The 22,847-nt window shown below is 75.1% G+C and carries 18 protein-coding genes; 14 read left to right on the forward strand and 4 right to left on the reverse strand.

Annotation, left to right across the window (positions count from 1 at the left end):
• Nucleotides 1-10: 10 nt before the first annotated feature.
• On the reverse strand, nucleotides 11-628 hold the full coding sequence (locus IE332_RS21130; RefSeq protein WP_189918712.1) for a TetR/AcrR family transcriptional regulator: 618 nt from the start codon (nucleotides 626-628) through the stop codon (nucleotides 11-13).
• Nucleotides 629-749: 121 nt separating this feature from the next.
• On the opposite strand from IE332_RS21130, the gene IE332_RS21135 reads away from it, so the two are divergent.
• Both IE332_RS21135 and IE332_RS21140 read left to right on the forward strand, forming a co-directional pair.
• The gene (locus tag IE332_RS21135) at nucleotides 750-2,036 is read left to right on the forward strand and encodes an FAD-dependent monooxygenase (protein ID WP_189918714.1); all 1,287 of its coding nucleotides are present in this window, start codon (nucleotides 750-752) and stop codon (nucleotides 2,034-2,036) included.
• A 173-nt stretch (nucleotides 2,037-2,209) separates the two neighbouring features.
• Nucleotides 2,210-2,770 carry an NUDIX domain-containing protein gene (locus tag IE332_RS21140; protein ID WP_189918716.1) on the forward strand — a complete coding sequence of 187 codons (561 nt, stop codon included), beginning with the start codon at nucleotides 2,210-2,212 and terminating at the stop codon, nucleotides 2,768-2,770.
• A gap of 73 nt (nucleotides 2,771-2,843) precedes the next feature.
• On the opposite strand, the gene IE332_RS21145 is transcribed toward IE332_RS21140, so the two are convergent.
• Nucleotides 2,844-3,599, reverse strand: coding sequence for a hypothetical protein (locus IE332_RS21145; RefSeq protein ID WP_189918718.1), 756 nt, complete (start codon nucleotides 3,597-3,599; stop codon nucleotides 2,844-2,846).
• A gap of 158 nt (nucleotides 3,600-3,757) precedes the next feature.
• The gene (locus IE332_RS21150; protein WP_189918720.1) at nucleotides 3,758-4,555 is read right to left on the reverse strand and encodes a class I SAM-dependent methyltransferase; all 798 of its coding nucleotides are present in this window, start codon (nucleotides 4,553-4,555) and stop codon (nucleotides 3,758-3,760) included.
• Between the two features lie 264 nt (nucleotides 4,556-4,819).
• Between IE332_RS21150 and IE332_RS21155 the strand changes: the two genes are divergently transcribed.
• The 8 genes from IE332_RS21155 (at nucleotide 4,820) to IE332_RS21190 (ending at nucleotide 16,380) form a co-directional block, all read left to right on the forward strand.
• Entirely contained in the window at nucleotides 4,820-5,341 is a 522-nt protein-coding gene (locus tag IE332_RS21155; RefSeq protein WP_189918723.1) for a MarR family winged helix-turn-helix transcriptional regulator, read from the forward strand.
• Nucleotides 5,342-5,541: 200 nt separating this feature from the next.
• Nucleotides 5,542-6,102, forward strand: a complete 561-nt coding sequence (locus IE332_RS41925; RefSeq protein ID WP_189918725.1) for a hypothetical protein — start codon at nucleotides 5,542-5,544, stop codon at nucleotides 6,100-6,102.
• Complete coding sequence (locus IE332_RS21165; protein ID WP_189918727.1) at nucleotides 6,099-6,965, forward strand: NmrA family NAD(P)-binding protein; 867 nt, start codon at nucleotides 6,099-6,101, stop codon at nucleotides 6,963-6,965. The genes IE332_RS41925 and IE332_RS21165 overlap by 4 nt, the downstream gene beginning before the upstream one ends.
• 437 nt (nucleotides 6,966-7,402) lie before the next feature.
• Nucleotides 7,403-11,371, forward strand: a complete 3,969-nt coding sequence (locus IE332_RS21170; protein WP_189918729.1) for a Pls/PosA family non-ribosomal peptide synthetase — start codon at nucleotides 7,403-7,405, stop codon at nucleotides 11,369-11,371.
• Nucleotides 11,372-11,418: 47 nt separating this feature from the next.
• Nucleotides 11,419-12,744, forward strand: coding sequence for a M1 family metallopeptidase (locus IE332_RS21175; RefSeq protein WP_229928768.1), 1,326 nt, complete (start codon nucleotides 11,419-11,421; stop codon nucleotides 12,742-12,744).
• Nucleotides 12,745-12,906: 162 nt separating this feature from the next.
• On the forward strand, nucleotides 12,907-14,286 hold the full coding sequence (locus IE332_RS21180; protein ID WP_189918733.1) for a serine hydrolase domain-containing protein: 1,380 nt from the start codon (nucleotides 12,907-12,909) through the stop codon (nucleotides 14,284-14,286).
• A 418-nt stretch (nucleotides 14,287-14,704) separates the two neighbouring features.
• Nucleotides 14,705-15,568 carry a GNAT family N-acetyltransferase gene (locus IE332_RS21185; protein ID WP_189918735.1) on the forward strand — a complete coding sequence of 288 codons (864 nt, stop codon included), beginning with the start codon at nucleotides 14,705-14,707 and terminating at the stop codon, nucleotides 15,566-15,568.
• Nucleotides 15,565-16,380, forward strand: a complete 816-nt coding sequence (locus IE332_RS21190; protein WP_229928769.1) for a lysophospholipid acyltransferase family protein — start codon at nucleotides 15,565-15,567, stop codon at nucleotides 16,378-16,380. Before IE332_RS21185 ends, IE332_RS21190 begins: the two co-directional genes overlap by 4 nt.
• Nucleotides 16,381-16,509: 129 nt before the next feature.
• On the opposite strand, the gene IE332_RS21195 is transcribed toward IE332_RS21190, so the two are convergent.
• Nucleotides 16,510-18,090: an MFS transporter gene (locus IE332_RS21195; RefSeq protein ID WP_229928770.1), complete on the reverse strand. Its 1,581-nt coding sequence runs from the start codon at nucleotides 18,088-18,090 to the stop codon at nucleotides 16,510-16,512.
• A 212-nt stretch (nucleotides 18,091-18,302) separates the two neighbouring features.
• On the opposite strand from IE332_RS21195, the gene IE332_RS21200 reads away from it, so the two are divergent.
• The 4 genes from IE332_RS21200 to IE332_RS21215 all read left to right on the forward strand — a co-directional run bounded on the left by IE332_RS21200 (nucleotide 18,303) and on the right by IE332_RS21215 (nucleotide 22,777).
• On the forward strand, nucleotides 18,303-18,950 hold the full coding sequence (locus IE332_RS21200; RefSeq protein ID WP_189918739.1) for a TetR/AcrR family transcriptional regulator: 648 nt from the start codon (nucleotides 18,303-18,305) through the stop codon (nucleotides 18,948-18,950).
• Nucleotides 18,951-19,014: 64 nt separating this feature from the next.
• Nucleotides 19,015-19,977 carry a prolyl aminopeptidase gene (pip, locus tag IE332_RS21205; RefSeq protein WP_189918741.1) on the forward strand — a complete coding sequence of 321 codons (963 nt, stop codon included), beginning with the start codon at nucleotides 19,015-19,017 and terminating at the stop codon, nucleotides 19,975-19,977.
• Nucleotides 19,978-20,026: 49 nt separating this feature from the next.
• Nucleotides 20,027-21,025, forward strand: coding sequence for a YdcF family protein (locus IE332_RS21210; protein WP_189918742.1), 999 nt, complete (start codon nucleotides 20,027-20,029; stop codon nucleotides 21,023-21,025).
• Nucleotides 21,026-21,289: 264 nt separating this feature from the next.
• On the forward strand, nucleotides 21,290-22,777 hold the full coding sequence (locus IE332_RS21215; RefSeq protein WP_373313784.1) for an extracellular catalytic domain type 1 short-chain-length polyhydroxyalkanoate depolymerase: 1,488 nt from the start codon (nucleotides 21,290-21,292) through the stop codon (nucleotides 22,775-22,777).
• The last annotated feature ends 70 nt before the right edge of the window (nucleotides 22,778-22,847 follow it).

Genomic DNA, 22,847 nt, shown 5'->3' on the forward strand with positions numbered 1-22,847 from the left:
CGGGCGGTGCTCACACCGACCCGAGCTCCCCGCTCCCGCCCGCCCAGCCCGCCCCGCGCAGGGCGGCCGCCACCAGACCGTGGATCTCGTCCGCCCCGGGCTCTCCCCCGCCCACCAGACGGTCGAAGACCAGGCCGTCGACGCAGGCGAGCAGCGTGCCGGTCCGCCCGTCCGGGTCCGGCACGCCCCGCTCGACGAGGAAGGCGCGGACGGCGGCGCGCCCGGCGTTCTCGCGCGGGACGAGGATCTCCCGCAGCTCGGGGTCGCGCACGCTCTCCACCGCGCAGGCGTAGCGGGCGAGCGAACGCCGCCGCCCCTCGCCGGTCAACCGGTACCGCATCAACACCAGGATTCCGTCGACCAGTTCCTCCACCGAACGGACGGGCAGCCGCTCGCCCATCGCCTGCAGCTCCCCCTGGTCCAGTTCCACGAGCCGCCGCACCAGCGCGGTGAGCAGCGCCTGCCGGGTCCGCAGGTAGGCCGAGGTGGTCCCGGTCGGCAGGCCCGCCGCCGCGTCCACCGCCCGGTGGGTCAGGCCGCGCACCCCCAGGTCCGCGAGCACCCCGATCGCCGCGTCCGCCAGCACCGTCCGCCGGTCCGGCCGCCCCTGCTCCTCATCCCGCTGCATGACCCCTTTCTACCGGCACCGGCCCGAGCGCCACCCACCGGCCGTCGGCCGCGCCGTGAGGCCGTAGTACGCTCCTTCTACAGATGTAGAAAGCGGCGCTGGGACACGGGGAGGACCGGGCATGGGCAGCGGCAGCGGCACGGGCAGTGGCAGCGCGGTGGTGGTCGGAGGCGGGATCGGCGGGCTGGCGGCCGGGATCGGCCTCCGGCTGGCGGGGTGGGACGTGACCGTGCTCGAGCGGGCGGCGGTGCCGGCCGACGCGGGGGCCGGCATCTCGCTGGCCGCCAACGGGATGCGCGCACTCGCCGCGCTGGGGGTCGGCGAGGCGGTCGAGGCGGCCTCGCGCCGTCAGTACACGGGCGGCACCCGCACCCCGGACGGTCGTCGGCTCGCGGTGATGGACGGACAGGCACTGGAACGGGAACTGGGCGCACCCATCGTCGGCATCCCGCGCGCGGCCCTGCACCGGATCCTGCGCGAGGCGCTCCCGCCCGGCTCCCTGGTGATCGGCGCCGAGGTGACCGACGTGACCGAGACGACCGACGTGATCGACACGGCTGGCGTGACCGAGACGGCTGGCACGGCCGAGGCGGTTGGCAGGAGCGACGTGGACGCCTCCCGCCCCGCCCGGGTCCGGGTCACCCACGGGGACACCGTCCTGGACGCCGACCTCGTCGTGGCGGCCGACGGGATCAACAGCCGCGCCCGGCGTCGCCTCTTCCCCGCCCACCCCGGGCCCGCCTACAGCGGTTCGACGGTGCTGCGGGCGATCACCGAGCGCCCGGTCGACGGGCTGACGGCAGACTTCGAGCTCACCTGGGGCCACGGCGCCGAGTTCGGCCACATCGCCTTCCCGGACGGAACCGCCGAGTGGCACGCCGTCCTGAACGCCCCGGCCGGGGTCCGGTACCGCGACCCGCTCACGGAGGTCCGCCGCCGCTTCGCGCGCTGGCACGAGCCGATCCCGGCGCTCCTCGCCGCGACCCGACCGGAGGCGGTACTGCACCACGACGTGCACGAGCTGGTCACCCCGCTGCCCTCCTACGTCGTGGGCCGGGTCGCCCTGCTCGGAGACGCCGCGCACGCCATGACGCCCCATCTGGGCCAGGGCGCCTGCCAGGCCCTGGAGGACGCGGTGACCCTGGCGGCGGCGCTCGCCGAGGGCCGGACGGTCGAGGACGCGCTCGCCCGCTACGACGCGGTCCGCCGTCCTCGCAGCCAGACCGTCGCCCGCGACGCCCGCCGGGCCGGCCGGATGGGCCAGCAGCTCGCGAACCCCCTGGCGGTCGGCCTGCGCAACGCCGCGATCCGGCTGACCCCGCCCGGCGTGATGGTCCGTACCGTCCTGAAGCACGCCGACTGGACCGCACCCCGGATCACGCCCCGGATCACGCCCCGCGCCGCCTAGCCTCGATCCGCACCGCCGTCACCCCGAAGCGCCGAGCTCATGAGACGGTGGGCCACCCCTCCGTGAGCCCAGCGACACACAGTCGGGCAGCAGGCGAACCGGCGGCACCTCTCGCAGCGTCTTCGGAATCTCCAGACGTACACGAGCAACGCACCATGCGAGGAGTCCTGACGGTGTCACACCCTGGATCCGCCGAGGTCCCCGCCTACCTCTCCGGCATCGCCCGCGCCTTCCCCGCAGTCTCCTGCCTCGTCACCGACCCGGACGGCCGGGTTCTGCTCGTCCGCAGCTTCAACCGGGAGCCGTGGGGCTGTCCCGGCGGTGTGATCGACCCCGGCGAGACCCCGGAGCAGGCCGCGGAGCGGGAGCTCGAGGAAGAGACGGGGCTGCGCCTGGCGGTCGGGCGACTGCTCCACATCGCCTGGGCCAAGGGCGACGGCAGCGACCTGCCGAACATGCCGGGCGTCCAGTTCTACTTCGATCTGGGCACGGTCCCGCTCCCCCACCCGCCGCTGCGCCTCCAGCCGGACGAGATCCGCGACGCCGCCTGGGTCGCCCCGGCCGACCTTCCCGCCTACATGGGCGCCCTCCGCATCTCCCGTCTCCACGCCGCCCTGGCCGCCCGCGCCGGCGGCGAGGTCCGCGTCCTCTCGGCCACCCGCCCCGAGCTGGACGCGGACGCGGCGGCCTACGCCGCGACGCTGTGCGCCGAGCGCGGCAGCCGGCTGCCCTGACCGGTACGGTTCGCCGGCCTGGAGCGGACACGCCCCGAAGCAAGGCCTCGACGGCGGCGCAGGGTCGCTCGGATCAGTCGTGGAAGCGGATGCGGACCATGAGGGCGTCCTCGGCGAGGTCGTCGAGGTAGCGGTCGGCGAAGTCGCGGTACCGGTGGCCGACGAGGGCGTCGGGGTCGTGGGACAACCAGTTTCCGTCGATCCACTCGCCGTCGAGGGTGAGCAGCACGTTGGTCGGCACGACGCGGGAGGCCATTCGGCGCACGTACTGCTCGCGGCCTCCGGCGTAGCAGGCGACCGGGTCGTGCGCTCTGGCCCAGCGGGGGGCCTCCTCCCAGGTCGGCCGTAGGGCGGCCACGGCCCGGATGACCGGCTGCGCGAAGAACGCCTCCCGCCACTGCGGACTGCCGGAGGTCTGCGCGAACATCTCGGATTCCGACAGCGCCGGTTCGTAGTCGGCGCTGAAGGCGGTCCACGCATCCCAGTCCGCGCCCGCCTCCTCGGCCACCGACGCGCGGTCGCGGTCCAGATCGAGCAGGCCGCGCGGGCCGCCGTCGCAGCGGACGACCGGCTGCGCGGGTCGGGGGCTGCCGTCGCTCCAGAGCGGGTTGCGCACCAGCCGCGGGTCGGCCTCGTATCCGGCACGGACCGGCAGACCGTGGTCGCCGTCGCCGCCGAAGACGTGCCACCACTGCCATTCCCCCTGCCATTCGCCGCCCGGCGGGACCTCGGCGTCGTTCCAGTAGGGGGCCATCGCGCCAGCCAACGCCTCCGCCACGTCGGCGGGGTCGGTGGGCGGCAGACAGACGGTGAGCATGTCCCGGGTCATGGGCCCGCTTTCGCTGGTGGGTGGCATCGGTCGTCGGAGCGGGCCGTAGCGTAGCGGGCCTGTCGGAGCGGCCTCATCGCATTTTCCGCCGCCCCCGGCCCCGGTCACCGCCGCCGCGCGTTGCCGGGCTGCGAGGGGCGGGAACGTGCCGGTGGCCGTCAGCGGGTGACCGTCACCACCAGGGCGCTGAGCGCCGCCTCGACCGGGCCGGTGCCCAGGCGGTCGGTGATCGCCGCCGTGACCGCCCGGGTCACCTCGTCGAGGGTGGGCCCGTTCCGGGCCTCGATCTCGTTGCGCAGCGGGGTGCCCTGGCACAGGGCCGTGGCCACGTCCCGCGCCGACTCGGCGCGCCCCCGTTCGACGACGGTCTCGATCAGCGGGCTGCTCGTGAAGCCGCCGTCCGCGAGGTCCCGCGCGATCGCGGCGGGGTCGTGGTATCCGTACGGGACGCGGCTCAGGAAGTCCGGCGGGTCGGTGGGGAAGAGCCCGGCGACCGTCGCCTCGGTCACCGCGATGAACTCGTTCGCCGTGATGGCGTCCCAGACGTTGAACAGCAGGACACCGCCGGGGCGCAGCACGCGGCGGGCCTCGCCGAAGGCGCGTGGGCGGTCGGGGAAGAACATGGCGCCGAACTGGCAGACCACGGCGTCGCAGGAGCCGTCCGGGAACGGCAGTGCCATGGCGTCCGCCTCGGCCCAGCGCACCGGGCGGGCGAGCGGCAGGGTCCGGGCGCGGTCGAGCATCGGCCGGCTGAGGTCGGTCGCGGTGATCGAGGTGTCCGGTGCCAGGACGGCGGCCAGCTCGCGGGTGCACGCGCCGGTGCCGGCGGCCGTCTCGATCACGTCCCGGGGGTGCCGCTCGGCCAGGCGCCGCGCCAGGTCGCGGGCGTAGGGGCGGAAGAGCAGCGGGACGAGGTACCGCTCGTAGATGTCGGGGATCGCGCCTTCGAAGGGCATGCCGTCGTGCCTCCCGTCGCAGGTGGCGGGGTCTGCGGCCCGCCGCCGGGCCCGTCCGCGGCGCCCGGTGGTGCGAGTGTGGCACGGGCGGGCGCCCCCGTCCTGGCCACGGCGCGGCGACGGCCGGACCCCGGCCTGGACCGTCGGCCTGGACACCCGTCCGACCCCCGACCGGTCCCGGGACGCCCGCGAGCAGGGCCGCCCCGGGCAGCGGCCGTCAGCCTCGCTTGACGGAGCATCTGATTAGGCGCCATAGTACTTCTCGTGACGCAGCACCCCGCACCCGACTCCGGCGCCCCCAGCCTCGATCAGGCCCGCCGTCAGATCGCCCGCTACGGCCTCCCGGCCGATCCGCAGGCGGTACTGGTGGCGGCCCGGCTGATGGCGGCGGGGGCCAGGCTCGGACAGGCCGGCGAGGTGCACTTCGGCCGCTTCGGACTCTCCACCGGCCGCTACCGCCTGCTGGCGGACCTGGAGGACCACGGCGGCGAGAAGTCGCCGTCCCAGCTCGCGGCGAGCCTCGGCGTCTCGCGGGCGACCGTGACCGGCCTGGTCGACGGCCTGGAGCGGGAGGGCCTGGTAGCCCGCCGTCCGTCCACCGAGGACGGGCGCGGCAACGTGGTGATCCTCACCGCGCGCGGCGCCGACAAGCTGCGCGACCTGGCACCCGAGCACTTCGCCCGGATGCAGGCGCTGGTCGGCGGACTGTCCGTCGAGGAACGCGCCACCTTCCTCGACCTGCTGGCCCGGGTGGTCGCGGGCATCGACGCGCTGACCGCGGACTGAAAACGGCGGAGACGACCCCGCACCCCGGGCGGGCCGCCGGTCGGCCCGCCTTTTCCCAGCCCCAATAGTTAGGCACCTAAGCACAAATACTTAGGTGCCTAATCAGAAGCACCGGCGCCGCCGGAAGCGCCGGCACCACCGACAGCACCTGCAGCACCTGCAGCACCGGAACCACGACAACCCGACTGTGAGGACAACCCATGAGCAAGAAGGCCCGCGGCGCTCCCCCGCCGTTCGTCCTGTGGCGCGAGGTCCTGGTCGCCTACCTGATGCCCGCCGTGATGGCCGGGCTCGGCGGAGTCGCCAGCCGGCAGCAGGAACTGGTGGTCGCCGCGCTCACCACCATCGGCGGCACCTCCGCCCTGGTGGCGGCCGCGCTCGGCGCCCTCCTGCGCCGCCGACCGGTCCGCCCCCGGCCCGCCCGGACGCCGCGCGCGCTCGCGGCCGCCGTCCTCGGCGTGCTCGCCGCCGGGCTCGCGCTCGGCATCGGCCTCGCCGCCGCGCACTGGCTCCCGCACGTCCCGGCGCTCAGCGACAGCCCATGGCCGAAGCGGCTGCCGATCGACCTGCCGGTCTCGTCCGCGATCGCCGCCACCATCACCACCTGGCGCTGGCGCGGCAGCCGGCGCACCCGCGAACCGCAGCCCCCGGCCCAGGCCGCCCGCGCGGCCACACCCACGCCCGCACCCGCTCCCAGCGCCACTCCCACCGCAGCATCCGCACCCGCCCCCACCCCCGTACCCGAAAGGCAGACGTCATGATCGTCATCATGGGCGCCGCCGGCGCCACCGGCGGCGCCACCCTGCGCAGCCTCTCCGCCCTCGGAGTCGCGAGCCGCGCACTCAGCCGGGACCCCGGCCGCCTGGCCGCCGGCCTGGACGAGCGGACCCTGGCCCGTACCGAGCCGTTCGCGGCCGATGCCGCCGACCCGGACTCGCTCCGCGAGGCCTTCCGCGGCGCGCACCAGCTCCTCCTCACCATGGCCAACAGCCCGGACCAGGTCCGGTACGAGCTGAACGCGATCGACGCGGCGCTGGACTGCGGGGTGGGGCACATCGTGAAGGTGTCCGCCCCCGCCGCCGAGCCGGACTCCCCCGTGGTGATCTCCCGCGGCCACCACCTGATCGAGGAGCGCCTGCGGACCTCCGGCGTCGCGACCACCGTCCTGCGCCCGTACGCGTTCATGCAGAAGCTGCTGCTCCTGGCCCCCGGCATCGCCGCCGCCGGGGTGGTGCACGGCGCGATGGGGCAGGCGCGGTGCAACTACGTGGACGTCCGGGACATCGGCGACCTCGCCGCCGACGTACTCACCCGCCCGGAGCTGGTGGGCGGCACCTATCCGCTGACCGGCGGGCGGGCCTACACCCACGCGGAGGTCACCGCGCTGCTGGGCGGGCTGCTCGGCCGGCCGGTGCGCTACGTCGACCTCTCGCCGGCCGAGCTGCACGCCCACCTGGTCGAGCGGGCCGGGATGCCCGGCTGGCTCGCCGCCCATGTGGTGGAGATCCAGCAGCTCGCGGTGGTCCGCCGGGAGACGCCCGACGGCGCCTTCACCCGTCTCACCGGGCGCAGTCCGCGCACACTGGAGGCCTTCCTCCAGGAGCACCTGCACCACTTCCACTGACGCCCCACCCCTCCCTCCGGAACCCGTGGCGGGCCCGGAACCGGGGCGGATTCAGCCCCGGCCCGGACCCGAAGCAGCCTGGAAAAGGCCTGGACACGGCCGAAACGCCGGGCCCGCCACCCGAAGGGAGCAGTATTCGCTGTGGCGTGGATCACGATCCGAAATCCGACCTGACTGTCCGTCAATTCGACTGACATCCCGTCACATCCTCGCCACAGGGCATCAGTTATTGACTGATGATGCGTCAGATTCGGCCACCGTCGCCCGAGTTGGGCCCGAGCCTGCCCAGGCGCCGCCGGAGATCCGGAGCTACCATCGGTCAGGTTGTCCGCTCCGGCCCCGGAGTGGGGTCACCCGGTTACGGCGAGTGCTCCCACCGCCCCCAAGGGCCGGGCATCGATCGGAACGGGGCGAGGACGAGGAGCGCACGGGCTGCCATGACAGCTGAACCGAGCCAGCCGAACCAACCGATCCGGCCGCAGCAGGTCACCGCGGCGCCGCGCGCCCAGTTCCCGGGCCGCCCGGCGGCCGCGCCCCGCACCCTGGTGGACGTCCTGGACGCCACCGTGCGCGCCCACCCCGACGAGCCCGCCCTCGACGACGGCCGCGCCGTGCTCAGCTACCGCGCGCTGGCCGCCGAGGTCGACCAGCTGCGCCGCCGGCTGGCCGCCGCCGGGATCGGCCCGGGCGACCGGGTGGGCGTCCGGGTCCCCTCCGGTACCAACGACCTGTACGTCTCGATCCTCGCCGTGCTCGCCGCCGGGGCCGCCTACGTCCCGGTGGACGCGGAGGACCCGGACGAGCGCGCCGACCTGGTCTTCGGCGAGGCCGGGGTCGCCGCCGTGCTCGGCGCCGAGCGGGCCCTCACCCCGACGGCCGGGGCCACCCCGACGGCCGGGGCCACCTCAGCCCCCGCCACCGCACCCACCGCCGAGCGCGCCCCAGCCCCCACCGCCGAGCGCCCGCCCGCCCCGGAGCGCCGCCCCACCCCCGCCGACGACGCCTGGATCATCTTCACCTCCGGCTCCACCGGAAAGCCCAAGGGCGTCGCCGTCACCCACCGCAACGCCGCCGCCTTCGTGGACGCCGAGGCCGCGCTCTTCCTCCAGGACGAGCCGATCGGCCCGGGCGACCGGGTGATGGCCGGCCTGTCGGTGGCCTTCGACGCCTCCTGCGAGGAGATGTGGCTGGCCTGGCGGTACGGCGCCTGCCTGGTGCCGGTCCCCCGCTCCCAGGTGCGCAGCGGCGCCGACCTCGGCCCCTGGCTGGCCGAGCAGGAGATCACCGTGGTCTCCACCGTGCCGACGCTGGCCGCGCTGTGGCCGGCCGAGGCGCTCAACGAGGTCCGGCTGCTGATCTTCGGCGGCGAGGCCTGCCCGCCCGAGCTGGTGCAGCGGCTGGTCACCGAGGGCCGCGAGGTGTGGAACACCTACGGCCCCACCGAGGCCACCGTGGTCGCCTGCGCCGCCCTGCTGACCGGCGACGGTCCGGTGCGGATCGGTCTGCCGCTGGACGGCTGGGACCTCGCCGTGGTGGACGAGGCCGGCGAGCCGGTCGCCCCCGGCGGCACCGGTCAGCTGGTGATCGGCGGGGTCGGCCTGGCCCGTTACCTCGACCCGGAGAAGGACGCCGAGAAGTACGCGCCGCTGTCCTCGCTGGGCTGGGAGCGCGCCTACCGCAGCGGTGACCTGGTCCAGGCCGACCCGGCCGGCCTGCTGTTCCTCGGCCGCACCGACGAGCAGATCAAGCTGGGCGGCCGCCGGATCGAGCTCGGCGAGGTGGACGCGGCGCTGCAGGCCCTGCCCGCCGTGGCGGGCGCGGCCGCGGCCGTCCGCACCGCGCGCGGCGGCAACCAGCTGCTGGTCGGCTACCTGGTGGTCCAGGAGGGCTTCGACCGCGAGCAGGCCGTCGACCGGCTGCGCGCCGAGCTGCCCGCCGCCCTCGTCCCGCTGCTCACGACCGTCGAGACCCTGCCCACCCGGACCTCCGGCAAGGTGGACCGCAACGCCCTGCCCTGGCCGCTGCCCGAGCTGGAGTCCACCGGCCCGAGCGAGCAGCTGTACGGGACCGAGGCCTGGCTGGCCGAGCAGTGGTCGGAGATCCTCGGCGTCAAGGTCGGCAGCGCGCGCGACGACTTCTTCGCGATCGGCGGCGGCAGCCTGGCCGCCGCCCGGCTGACCACCCTGCTGCGGACCCGCTACCCGAACGCGGCCGTGCTCGACATCTACCAGCACCCGACGCTGCGCAAGCTCGCCCGGCACCTGGAGCGCTCCGGCGCCGACAGTGCCGAGACCCGCACCGTCACCCTGGTGCCGGCCAGGGCCAAGCTGCTGCAGCTGCTCCTGCTGATCCCCCTGTTCACCGTGGTCGGCCTGCGCTGGACGGTCGCCCTGCTGGCCGCCGGCAACCTGCTCGGCCACCTCGGGGACTACCCGTGGGCGCCCACCGCCTCCTGGTGGTGGGTCGGCGCGGGCGCGCTGGCGCTGTACACCCCGGCGGGCCGGCTGGCGCTCTCGGCGGGCGGCGCCCGGCTGCTGCTGCGCGGCCTGCGCCCCGGCAGCCACCCGCGCGGCGGCGCCGTCCACCTGCGGCTCTGGACCGCCGAGCGGCTCGCCGAGCTGAGCGGCGCGACCTCGCTGTCCGGCGCCTGGCTGGTGCGCTACGCCCGCGCGCTGGGCTGCAAGATCGCCCCCGACGTGGACCTGCACTCGCTGCCGCCGGTCACCGGGATGCTGAAGCTGGGCCGCGGCTGCGCGGTCGAGGCCGAGGTGGACCTGTGCGGCTACTGGCTGGACGGCGACCGGCTGCTGATCGGCCAGATCAAGGTCGGCTCCGGCGCCGTGGTCGGCACCCGCTCGACGCTGCTGCCCGGCGCCCGGGTCGGCAAGCGCTCCCAGGTGGTGGCCGGCTCCAGCGTCACCGGCCAGGTGCCGACCGGCCAGCGCTGGGGCGGCGCGCCCGCCGTCAAGCTGGGCCGCGCCGAGCGCACCTGGCCCAAGGACCGCCCGGTGCGCCGGGCCCGCTGGGCCTCGCTGTACGGCGCCAGCGGTGCCGTGCTCGGCCTGCTCCCGGCGCTGCCCGCGCTCGCCGCGCTGGCCGTGCTCTCCCGCTTCGTCGACCAGGGCGACGCCCTCGCCCCGGCGCTCGGCGGCGCGCTGCTCGGCCTGGTGCCGGCGACCCTCGCCTACGGCGCGGTGTACGCCGTGCAGCTGCTGGTCCTGGTCCGGGTGCTGAGCGTCGGCCTGGTGCCCGGGGTGCACCCGCTGCACGGCCGGGTCGGCTGGCAGGCGTGGACGGTCACCCAGCTGATGGACCGGGCACGCGAGGTGCTGTTCCCGCTCTACGCCGGACTGGTCACCCCGCTGTGGCTGCGGGCGCTCGGCATGCGGATCGGCCGGCACGTCGAGGCCTCCACGGTGCTGGCGCTGCCCAGCCTGACCACGGTCGGCGACGGCGCGTTCCTGGCCGACGACACCCTGATCGCGCCGTACGAGCTGGGCGGCGGCTGGGTGCGGCTCGGCGAGGCGAAGGTCGGCGAGCGGGCGTTCCTCGGCAACTCGGGGATGACCGCGCCGGGCCGTTCGGTGCCCAAGCGCGGACTGGTGGGCGTGCTGTCGGCGACGCCGGCGAAAGCGAAGAAGGGCGGCTCGTACCTGGGGATGCCGCCGATGCGGCTGCCGCGCTCGGCGGACCAGGCCGATCAGAGCCTGACCTACGAGCCGCCGGCCCGGCTGCTGTGGGCGCGCGGACTGGTCGAGGTGGTCCGGGTGGTTCCGGTGCTGGCCTCGGCGGCCCTGGGCCTGCTGACGGTCGCGGCGCTGTCCTGGCTGGCGGCCGGCTCGCCGCTGACCGCCGCGCTGCTGTCGGGCCTCGTCCTGCTCGGCGCGGGCACGGTGGCCTGCGTGGTCGCGGTGTCGGCGAAGTGGCTGCTGGTCGGACGGTTCCGGGCGGTGGAGCACCCGCTGTGGAGCGGCTTCGTGTGGCGCAACGAGCTGGCGGACACCTTCGTCGAGATGCTCGCGGTGCCGTGGCTGGTCGGCGCGGTGCCGGGCACGCCGGTGCTGAACCTGTGGCTGCGGGCGCTCGGCGCGAACGTCGGGCACGGCGTCTGGTGCGAGAGCTACTGGCTGCCGGAGGCGGACCTGGTCACCCTCGGCGACGGGGTCAGCATCAACCGGGGCTGCGTCGTGCAGACCCACCTCTTCCACGACCGGATCATGCGGATGGATACTGTGGTCCTCCGCGAGGGCGCCACCCTGGGCCCGGGCGGCATCGTGCTGCCCGGCAGCACGGTGGGCGCGCGCAGCACGCTGGGCCCGGCCTCGCTGGTGATGCGCGCCGAGTCCGTCCCCGCCGACACGCGGTGGCTGGGCAACCCCATCGAGGTGTGGCAGACCACGTCATGACCGCCTCGACGACCCCCCGTCCCGGCCCTCAGGAAGCGCACGTCCCCGTGAAGTCCAAGCACGTCCCGGCGGCCGCCGGCGCCCCTGACCCGTACTTCCCGAACAGCGGTGACCACCGCTACCGGGTGCACCGCTACGAGCTGACCCTGGACTACCGGCCCGGGCCCAACCGGCTGGCCGGCTCGGCCCGGCTGAGCGCGGTGGCCGACGCGGTGCTGGCGGAGTTCGCCCTGGACCTGGCCGAGTTCCGGATCGGCCGGGTGCTGGTCGACGGCCGGGCCGCCCGCTACACCCACCGCGCCGGCAAGCTGCGCATCCGCCCGGCCAAGCCGCTCGCGGCGGGCGCGGCGTTCACCGTCGAGGTGCACTACACCGGCAACCCGCGCCCGGTGCAGAGCCCGTGGGGCGGCCTGGGCTGGGAGGAGCTGACCGAGGGCGCGCTGGTGGCCAGCCAGCCGATCGGCGCGCCGTCCTGGTTCCCCTGCAACGACCGGCCCGCCGACAAGGCGACCTACCAGATCGCGGTCACCACACCGTCGCCGTTCACCGTGGTGGCGAGCGGCCGGCTGCTCACCCGCACCACCCGGGCGTCCAGCACCACCTGGGTGTACGAGCAGAGCGCGCCGACCCCGACCTACCTGGTGACGGTGTCGATCGGCCACTACCGGGCGGTGCCGCTGGCCGCCAGGCCGGCCGTGCCGCAGACCGGGTACGTGCCGGAGCGGCTGGCCACCGGGTTCGCCCGGGACTTCGCCCGGCAGCCGGAGATGACGGCGTACTTCGGCGAGGTCTTCGGGCCGTACCCGTTCGGCGAGTACGCGGTCGTCCTCGCGGACGAGGAGCTGGACGTCCCGGTGGAGGCGCAGGGCGTCGCCACCTTCGGCACCAACCACCTCGGCGGCGGCTGGGAGCGCGAACGGCTGATCGCGCACGAGCTGGCCCACCAGTGGTTCGGCAACAGCGTCACGATCGCCGACTGGCGGCACATCTGGCTCAACGAGGGCTTCGCCAAGTACGCGGAGTGGCTCTGGTCCGAGCACGCCGGCGGCCCGGCCGCCGCCACCCACGCCCATGCCGCGCACACGCTGCTGTCCGGGCAGCCGCAGGACCTCGTCCTCGGCGACCCCGGCCGCAAGCTGATGTTCGACGACCGGCTGTACCAGCGCGGCGGGCTCGTCGTGCACGCGCTGCGGCGGGCGCTCGGCGACGACGCGTTCTTCGCGATGCTGCGGGACTGGGCGAGCCTCAACCGGTACGGCGTGGTCGACACCGCGGACCTGCGGGCGCACGCCTCCCGGTACACCCCCACCCCGCTCGGCCCGCTCTTCGAGGCCTGGCTGGAGCGGCCGGAGCTGCCGCCGCTGCCGGGCTGACGGCCCGTCACCCCGGCGCCCCGGCGCCCCGTCGAGCTGTCGAGCTGTCGAGCTGTCGACCCGGGCGGACCGTCGGCCGGTCGGCCCGCGCGTCGTTCCGCTCGGGTCCGGCCCCCGGCTGGGCTACTGTCCGTGCACATGTCGATGAGTTCAGAAGTCCATATGACCGACCTGCCCGACGAGCTGCTGCCCACCACCCGCCGCGCCCTGCTGCACCGGCTCGCCGTCGCCCAGTCCGAGGGCCGCACGCCCTCGATGGTCGCCGGCGTGCTGCGGGGCGGGCGGCCGGTGTGGAGCGGCGCCCGCGGCCTGGTGGACGGGCACGCGCCGACTCCGGACGTCCAGTACCGGATCGGCTCGCTCACCAAGACCTTCGTCACCGTGCTGGTGCTGCGGCTGCGTGACGAGGGACTGCTCGACCTCGCCGACCCGCTCTCCCGCCACCTGCCCGGCACCCCGGCCGACGAGGCGACCGTCGCCCAGCTGCTCTCGCACTCCGCCGGGCTCGCCGCCGAGACCCCCGCCCCGTGGTGGGAGCGGACCGAGGGCTCGCTGCGGCCCCGCCTCGACGACATCCTGGAGGCCGAACGCCCGCTCAAGCACCCGGCCGGACGCCTCCACCACTACTCCAACCCCGGCTACGCGCTGCTCGGCGCCCTGGTGGAGAAGGTGCGCGGCGAGCCGTGGGGCGAGGTGCTGCGCCGCGAGGTGCTCGCACCGCTCGGCATGGGCCGCACCACGCTGCTCCCCGAGCCCCCGCACGCCGGGGGCTTCGCCGTCCACCCGTGGGCCGACGTCCTGCGGACCGAGCCGCTCACCGACACCGGGCTGATGGGCCCGGCAGGTCAACTCTGGTCCACCGGCGCCGACCTGGCCCGCTGGGCGGCCTTCCTCTGCGCCGGCGACGACAAGGTGCTGTCCGCCGGTACCCTCGCCGAGATGCGCCGCCCCGCGGTCGCCCCGGACGACGCGGGGTGGACCACCGCGTACGGCTTCGGCCTGCAACTGCGCCGCCACGAGGGCCGGTTGCTGTACGGGCACACCGGCTCGATGCCCGGCTTCACGGCCGGACTGTGGGTCAGCGAGACCGACGGCCTGGCCGCGTTCGGTCTGGCCAACGCCACCAGCGGCGGCAGCACCGCGCAGCTGGCCGCCGAGCTGATCGCGCTCACCGCCGAACACGAGCCCCGGCTGCCCGAGCCCTGGCACCCGCTGCCCGAGGTGGACGAGGAACTGCTGGCGCTCACCGGTCCCTGGTACTGGGGCGCCTCCCCGACCGTCCTGCGGCTGCGGCCGGGCCGGGTGCTGGAGCTCACGACGCTCGCCGGCGGCGGCCGCGGCTCACGTTTCCGGCCCGAGCCGGACGGCACCTGGACCGGCCTGGAGAACTACTACGCGGGCGAGACCCTGCGGGTGGTCCGGCGCGCCGACGGCTCGGTCAGCCACCTGGACATCGGCTCCTTCGTCCACACCCGCGAACCGTACGGACCGGACGACGCCGTCCCGGGCGGCGTCGACCCGGAGGGCTGGCGGGGCCGGTGAGCGGGTGGCCGCCGTCCGGGCTCGCCGTACGGGCTCGGTGAGCCGGACAGGTCGGGCCCAGCGAGCCGGGCAGGTCGGGGCCGGTGAGCCGGGTGGGGCGGGGCCGGTGAGCCGGGTGGAGCGGGCCTGACGGCAGGGGCGCGTGGGTCCGACGGCTGGGGCGTGCGGTGCAGCCGCACGCCCCTGTTGTCCACCCCCTGCGGACGAGTTCCCGGTGCCGCGCAGGTGACGGGCAGGCCGCGGGGGGTCCCATTCAACAGGTGCACATCTGCGCTCCGCCGTGCCGCAACGTGGATGCCAACCGATTCGGAGAGACATACCGAGACCGGTTCGCGTCCATGCCCAACCACCTGCGGACCGGGACGGTGCCCTGGCTGATCCACGGCACCGCCGATCGTGCTGCCCTGGAGGGTCCGACATGACCACCGTCCCCACGTACGCTCCGTCCGCGGTCGCCCCCACCCACGACTCCCCGGCGCTCCCCGCCCCCCGCCGCCGGCCGGTCCCGGCCGCCGTCCCCGCCGCCCCCGTGCCGGCCGCCGCCCCGTACACCGTCTCCCTCGCCCGCGACGAGGACGACGTGCGCGCCGCCCAGCGGCTGCGCCACCAGGTGTTCGGGGCCGAGCTCGGCGCCGTCCTGCACAGCCCGGTCGCGGGCCTGGACGTCGACCCGTTCGACGAGTTCTGCGACCACCTCCTGGTCCGCGAGGGCGAGCACGGCACCGTCATCGGCACCTACCGGCTGCTGCGGCCCGAGGCGGCCCGGCGGGCCGGACGGCTTTACTCCGAAGGCGAGTTCGACCTGTCCGCGCTGGCGCCGGTCCGCCCGGGCCTGGTCGAGCTCGGCCGCTCCTGCATCCACCCGGACCACCGGGGCAACGGCGCCGTCATCAACCTGATGTGGGGCGGCATCGCCCGCTACCTCGCCGACACCGGCAACACCTGGGTCGGCGGCTGCTGCTCGATCGGCCTGGAGGACGGCGGTGCCACCGCGGCCCGGGTCTGGGACAGCGTCAGCACCAAGCACCTGGCCCCCGCGGAGTACCGGGTCACCCCGCACCGCCGCTGGGACGCCACCGGCGTGCCGCGGGCCGAGCGGGGCGCGCTGCCGGCCCTGCTCCGCGGCTACCTGCGGCTCGGCGCCTGGGTCTGCGGCGAGCCCGCGTACGACCCGGACTTCGACTGCGCCGACCTGTACGTGCTGCTCTCGCTGGAGCGCACCGACCCGCGCTACCTGCGGCACTTCCTCTCCGGCCTGCCCGGTCTGGGCACCGCGTCGTGAGCGTCTGGCTGCCCACGGCGACCTGCCGGCCCGAGACCTGCCTGGCCGACCCGGCGCCGGAGGTCTCCCACCCCCGGCGGGCGCTGCGGCTGACGGCCTTCCTGGTGGCGGTCCTGGCCGGTCTCCTGCTCAGCCTGCCGGTCCGGCTGCTCCCGTACGACGGCCGGGACCGGCTGGCCCGGCTCTGGGCGCGCGTCCTGCTGCGCACCCTCGGGGTGACCGTCCACCTCACCGGGCCGGGCGGCGGCCCGGGCGGCGGCGGGGTGCTGGTGGTGGCCAACCACGTGTCCTGGCTGGACATCCCGCTGCTCGCGGCCGGCCGGCCGGGCCGCTCACTGGCCAAGACCGAGGTCCGGCGGTGGCCGGTGCTCGGTCCGCTGATCGCCTGGGGCGGCACCGTCTTCCTCGACCGCGACCGGCTGCGCACACTGCCCGACACCGTGGCGGCGGTGGCCGAGGAGCTGCGCTCCGGACACCCGGTGATCGTCTTCCCGGAGGGCTCGACCTGGTGCGGCCGGGAGAGCGGGCGGTTCCGGCCGGCCCTGTTCCAGGCCGCGGTGGAGGCGGGCGCCTTCGTCCAGCCGGTGACGATCCGCTACCGGCTGGCGGACGGACGGCCGACCAGCGTCCCCGCCTTCGTCGGGGACGACGGGCTGCTCACCTCGCTCGCCCGGGTCGTCGCGGCGCGCGGGCTGGTCGCCGACGTGACCTTCCTGCCGCCGATCCCACCGCCCACCCCGCAGCCCACCCGGGCGGGGGCCCGGCGCGAACTGGCCCGGGCGGCGCAGGCGGCGGTCGAGGGGATCCGCTGACCGGCCGCCCCCACGGCGGCCGGTCGGGCGTCCAAACGGTAGGCCGGTCGGGCAGGCGGACGGTCAGACGGGCCGGCAGACAGGCGGTCAGACGGGCCGGCGGGCCGCCGGTCGAGCCGCCGGGCCGGCTCAGGGGGCTTCCACCGGCTCCACCGGCTCCGCCGGGTTCGGCTGCCGCGGGCCGTCGGCACCGGCCCGGGCGACCGGTCGGGCCCGGCCGAGCAGAACGGCGACCAGGACGGCGGTGACGGCGAGCGCGGCCGCGCCACAGAGCACGGCGAGGTGGATGCCGTCGACGAACGCGCCGTCCACCGCGTCCCGGAGCGGGCCGGGCAGTACCTCTGCCGCCGGTCCGCCACCGCCGTGCAGGGCGCCGGCGGGAGCGTCCGCGATCCGGCCGGCGGCGTCCGGCGGGACGCCGAGCCGGTGCAGGGCCGCCGTCAGGGAGTCGGACCACCGGTCGGTCAGGACGGCGCCCAGCACGGCGATCCCGAGCACCCCGCCGAGCTCGCGCAGCGTGTTGACGGTCGCCGAGGCCATCCCGGTCTGCGCCGGGGGCACCCGTGTCATCACCACGATCGACACCGGGGTGAAGGTCAGCCCCATCCCGAGGCCCATCGCGAACAGCGTCCACAGGTACTCGGGGTAGCGGGCCTGGTCCCCGTACAGCGCCAGCCCGCCGAGTCCCACCGCGCACAGCCCGAGGCCGAGCACCAGCGGCGGCCGCGGGCCGAACCGTGCGGTCAGCCGGCCGGACAGCGGCGCGGCGACCACCAGCATCGCCGTCATCGGCAGCCCGGCGTAGCCGGCGCCGGCCGGGGACCAGCCGAGGACGCCCTGCATCAGCAGTGGCAGGAAGAACAGCGCGCCGAACATCCCGAAGCTGACCACGAAGCCGCTGAGCAGCGCGCCGCCCAACGCCCCGTCGCGGAACAGCCTCAGCTCCAGCATCGGCTCGACGAGGCGCAGTTCGAGCACCAGGAAGGCGAGCAGCAGGACCACGGCTGCGGCGCCGCAGCCGAGCACCCGGGTGTCGGTCCAGCCCCGGGACGGGCCCTCGATCAGCGCGTAGACCAGCAGCGCCAGACCGGCCGCGGACAGGGCGAGGCCACCGAGGTCGATCCGACGGGGGCGCGGCGGGATGTCCGGCAGGACCCGGACGGCGAGCAGCAGCCCGGCGGCGCCGATCGGCACGTTGATCCAGAACACACTGGCCCAGCCGAGGTGTTCGACCATCGGGCCGCCGACCACCGGGCCGACCGAGAGGCCGAGTGCGGAGACCCCGGACCAGGTGGCGATCGCCCTCGCCCGCTCGCGTTCGTCGGTGAAGACGTGTCGCAGCAGGGTCAGGCTGCCGGGGGTGAGCAGCGCGGCCCCCACGCCCTGCAGCATCCGGGCGCCGACCAGGACGCCGATCGTCCCGGCGAGGGCCGCGACGGCGGAGCCCGCCGTGAACAGGGCCAGCCCGAGGCGGAACACCCGGGTGCGGCCGTGGCGGTCGCCGAGCGCGCCGCCGGTCAGCACGAGGGCGGCGTAGACCAGGCTGTAGCCCTCGGCCACCCACTGCAGGCCGCTGATCCCGGCGTCCAGGTCCTGCCCGATGCGGGGCAGCGCGTTGTTGACGATGACGTTGTCCAGCATGGACATGAACATGGTGACGCAGAGCGTCAGCAGTGCGAGCCGTTGGCGGCGGGTACTCGACCCGTCCATGGATTCCCTCCCGAGCATGGCTGCCTAACACTGTTAGGGGTTGGTTCGGCAGCCACAGAGTGCCCCTAACGGTGTTAGATTGCAAGCGGGAATTCCACGACAGCGAGGAAGGCGTCCGCACCGCCATGCCGGAGAACGACACGACCGCACCGGGGGCCGACGCCACACCGGGGAGCAGCGCCACGCCGGGGGCCGGTGCCGCGACACCCGCCGTGACCAGGGAAGCTCTCGCCCAGGCGGCCCTGCGGGTCCTGGAACGGGAGGGACTCGCCGGGCTGTCGATGCGCAAGGTCGCCGCCGAGGTCGGCGTCAAGGCGGCCTCGCTCTACTGGCACGTGCGCAACAAGCAGGAACTGCTCGACCTGCTCAACGACGCCATCATGGGCTCCGCCGAACCCCCGCCGCGCGAGGGCGGCTGGCGCGAGCAGTTCCACGCGTACTGCTGGCGCTACCGCCGACTGCTGCTCGACAACCGCGACGCGGCCAAGGTCGTCGCCGGTCGCCTCGCCCCCGGCCCGAACCTGCTCGGACTGATGGAGGACCAGCTGGACCGGCTCCGCGCGGCCGGCCTCTCCGACGCCGACGCCGCCATGGCCAGCTACCTGCTGGGCGCCTTCGTCCAGGGCTTCGTGCTGCAGGAACAGTCGCCGATCTCGGCCGCCGAAGTCCTCGGCGGCAGCCGCCGCGAGATCGCCGTCGCCGCCGGCGACCTCTTCCGGGCCCTGCCCGCCGAGGACTTCCCCAATCTCGTCGACCTCGCCGACGACCTCACCGCGCCGGACATGGACGCCCGCTTCGAGTTCTGCGTCCAGCGGATCCTGGACGGCCTCGCGGCCCTGCTCCCGCCGGACCGCCGCTGATCCGGCCCCCACACGCGGGGTAGGCTCCCCGAGTCCTGTCCGTACGACCACGGAGGAGCCACCGATGACCGAGCCGTACCCCCTCTACGAGCCGTACGCACAGGGCCTGTTGGACGTCGGCGACGGACAGCTGATGTACTGGAACGCCTCCGGCGACCCGGCGGGCACCCCGGCCGTGGTGGTGCACGGCGGGCCCGGCTCCGGCCACAGCCCGGGCTCCCGGCGGTACTTCGACCCGGCGCGGTACCACGTCGTCCAGTTCGACCAGCGCGGCTGCGGGCAGAGCCGCCCGCACGCCGCCGAGGCCACCACCGGGCTGGAGCACAACACCACCAAACACCTGATCGCCGACATGGAACGGCTGCGCGAACACCTCGGCATCGACAAGTGGCTGTTGTACGGCGGCTCGTGGGGCTCCACCCTGATCCTCGCCTACGCCCAGGCCCACCCGGAGCGGGTCTCCGCGATCGTCCTCTGCGGCGTCACCATGACCCGCCCCGAGGAGACCGACTGGCTCTACCGGGGCGTCGGCCGCTTCCTGCCCGGCCCCTGGGAGGAGTTCCGGGACTTCCTGCCGCCCGCCGACCGGGACGGCGACCTGGTCGCCGCCTACAGCCGGCTGCTCAACAGCCCGGACGAGACCGTCCGGCGGGCCGCCGCCAACGCCTGGGCCACCTGGGAGGACGCGGTCATCTCGCACGAGTCGCTGGGCAAGCCGAACGCGTACACCGACCGCCCCTCCGACGCCCTGATGGCCTTCACCCGGATCACCGCGCACTACTTCTCGCGGCACGCCTTCCTGGAGGACGGCCAACTGCTGCGCGACGCCGGGCGACTGGCCGGGATCCCGGGCGAACTGATCCACGGCCGGCTGGACCTCGGCGGCCCGCTCTACACCGCCTGGCAGCTGACCGAGGCCTGGCCGGACGCCCGGCTGACCGTCATCGACGAGTCCGGGCACACCGGCAGCCCCCGGATGCGGGACGCCGTCCTCGCCGCGATCGAGCGCTTCGCCGGCCGGCGCTGACCGCCTCGCGCAAGGGGACCGTTCCCACGAACCGCCTACGATACGACGCATGATCGTCTATGCCCCAGCCGCCCTGTTCTTCCTGTTGTTCGGGATCGGGGTACTACGCGACCGCCGGCAGTTCAGCAACGCCGTCCTCCTCGGCATCGCCGTCTCGCTCCTCTCCATCGCCCTGCTCGCCGAACTGCGCAAGGCACCGACCCTGGTGGTGGAGCTCGTGGCGGCGGCGATCATCCTGCTCCCGGCCGTCGGCACGGTCGCGCTGGTCTGGTTCCTGATCTCCAACGGCCTGACCATGATCCGCAAGGAGGGCCGGCGACCCGCCAACCTGCTGTCGCTGCTCGCCGGGCTGGGCATCGTCGCCGTCATCGCGCTGCTGGGCGCAGCCCTCGTCACCGGCTCCCGGCAGCTGGCCGTCCTGGCCGGCACCGCCGTCCTGGTGGTCCTCTACGTCTCCTTCCTGTTCGTCTGCTTCGTCGGCTACGCCTTCCTGTACAGCCGCCACCGGCCGCGCCGGAACGTGGACTTCGTGGTCGTGCTCGGCTCCGGACTGATCGGCGGAGAGCGCGTCCCGCCGCTGCTGGCCAGCCGGCTGAACCGGGGCCGGGAGGCGTACGAGAAGCAGGCGGGACGCGGCAACCCGCCGGTCCTGATCACCTCGGGCGGCCAGGGACCGGACGAGAAGCTGCCGGAGTCCCACGCGATGGCCGACTACCTGATCGAGCGCGGCTTCCCCGCCGAGCACGTCGAACGGGAGGACCGCTCGCGCACCACCGAGGAGAACCTGCTCTTCAGCAAGGCCATCATGGAGCAGGCCAAGCCCGACTACCGCTGCGTCGTGGTCACCAACAACTTCCACGCCTTCCGGGCGGCGCTGCTCGCCCGCCGGACCGGTGTGAACGGGCACGTCCTCGGCTCGCCCACCGCGAGCTACTACTGGCCGAGCGCGACCATCCGCGAGTTCGCGGCGGTGTTCCTCTCGCACAAGCTGGTCAACTTCGGCATCTGCGGCCTGCTCGCGCTCTGCGGAGTGCTCGCGGCACTCTGACCGGCCCGACGGCACCCGGGCGAGTCCGGCCGGCCGGACCGTGGGCCCCGTCCGTCCGCCCCCGTCCGTCCGCCCCCGTCTGCCGACCCCCCGTCCGTCGACCCCCCGTCTGTACAGCCCTGACCGGTCCGACGCGCCATGGCGGTCCGCGCCATGTCCGGGCGGCGGACCTCGGCTGACCGCCACATGGCTTCGGGGCGCGCGGCGCGCCACGCTGCTCGGCACACGCCCCCACTCCTCCCCCACCCAGGAGTCCCCGTGCCTCTGCGCCCAGCCGCCGCCGCGCTGTTGACGGCCGCCGCCCTCGCCGTCGCCGCCGTGCCCGCCCCGGCTACCGCCGACCCGACCTCCACCGCCCCGACCACTGCCGCCCCGACCTCCACCGCCGCCACCGATGCCTCCACCGGGAGCTTCCAGCAGGTCACCGGGTTCGGCCCCAACCCGGGCAACCTCGCGATGTACACCTACACCCCCGCCGGACTGCCCGCCGACGCGCCCCTGGTGGTCGCCCTGCACGGCTGTCTGCAGAGCGCCACCGACTACTACCGCAACTCCGGCTGGACCAAGTTCGCCGACCAGTACGGCTTCGCGGTCGTGTTCCCGCAGACCGGCAGCAGCAACAACAGCCTCTCCTGCTTCAGCTGGTTCGACGCGACCAAGGACTCCCGGGGCGTCGGTGAGGCGGAATCGGTGGCCGAGATGGTCACCAAGGCCAAGGCCCTGTACGGCTCGGACGCCCACCGGGTGTTCGTCACCGGGCTCTCGGCGGGCGGCGGACTGGCCGCCGACCTGCTGGCCGACTACCCCGACGTCTTCGCCGGCGGGGCGATCGACTCCGGTCTGCCCGCGCACTGCGCCACCACCCAGGGCGCCGCCTCCGGCTGCCAGAACAGCGACCAGGGGCTCACCCCGGCCCAGTGGGGCGACAAGGTCCGGGCCGCGTACCCGGGGTACACCGGCCCGTGGCCCCGGGTGGCGATCTGGCAGGGCAGCGCCGACACCGTGGTCAGACCGGTGAACGCGACCGAGCTGCGCGACCAGTGGACGAACGTCCAGGGCATCGGCCGCCAGCCGACCACCACCCGCAGCCTGCCGGGCGGCACCACCCAGGAGCTCTACGCGGACGCGGCCGGGCGCCCGGCCGTCGCGCTGTTCACGGTCGGCGGGATGGGCCACGGACTGGCCGTCCACCCGGGCTCCGGGGCCGACCAGTGCGGGGCGACCGGCGCCTACTTCCTCGACACGATCTGCTCCGGCTACTACACCGCGCAGTTCTGGGGCCTGGACGGCGGCACCGGCCCCACTACCCCCGGCCTGCCCGCCCCGTCCGGGCTGACCGCGACTCCGGCCGGAGCCGGCTCGGTGACGCTCGGCTGGCAAGCCGTCAGCGGCGCCGCCTCGTACCGGGTGTACCGCGACGGCACCCAGGTCGGCAGCACCACGGACCCGTCGTTCACCGACACCGGCCTCGCCGCCGGGACGACGTACGGCTACGGTGTGGCGGCCGTCGACACCACCGGTGCGGTGGGCGCCCGATCGGCGACGGTCACGGCGACCACCCCCGGTGGCGCTCCCCAGTGCTTCACCGCGACCAACTACGACCAGGTCGTGGCCGGCCGGGCCACCCAGAGCGGCGGCCTGACCTACGCGCTCGGCTCGGGCCAGAACATGGGGCTCTGGAACACCTTCGTCACCCACACCCTGAAGCGGACCGGCCCGGGCTACTACGTGCTCGCCGACGGCCAGTGCTGAGCGGGCGGCAGCGGGCACGGCGGTCGGTACCCCGGCCGGCGCCGCAGCCCGCACCACCTCCTCCGGCCTG

This window comes from Kitasatospora xanthocidica (assembly GCF_014656195.1).
GTDB lineage: Bacteria > Actinomycetota > Actinomycetes > Streptomycetales > Streptomycetaceae > Kitasatospora > Kitasatospora xanthocidica.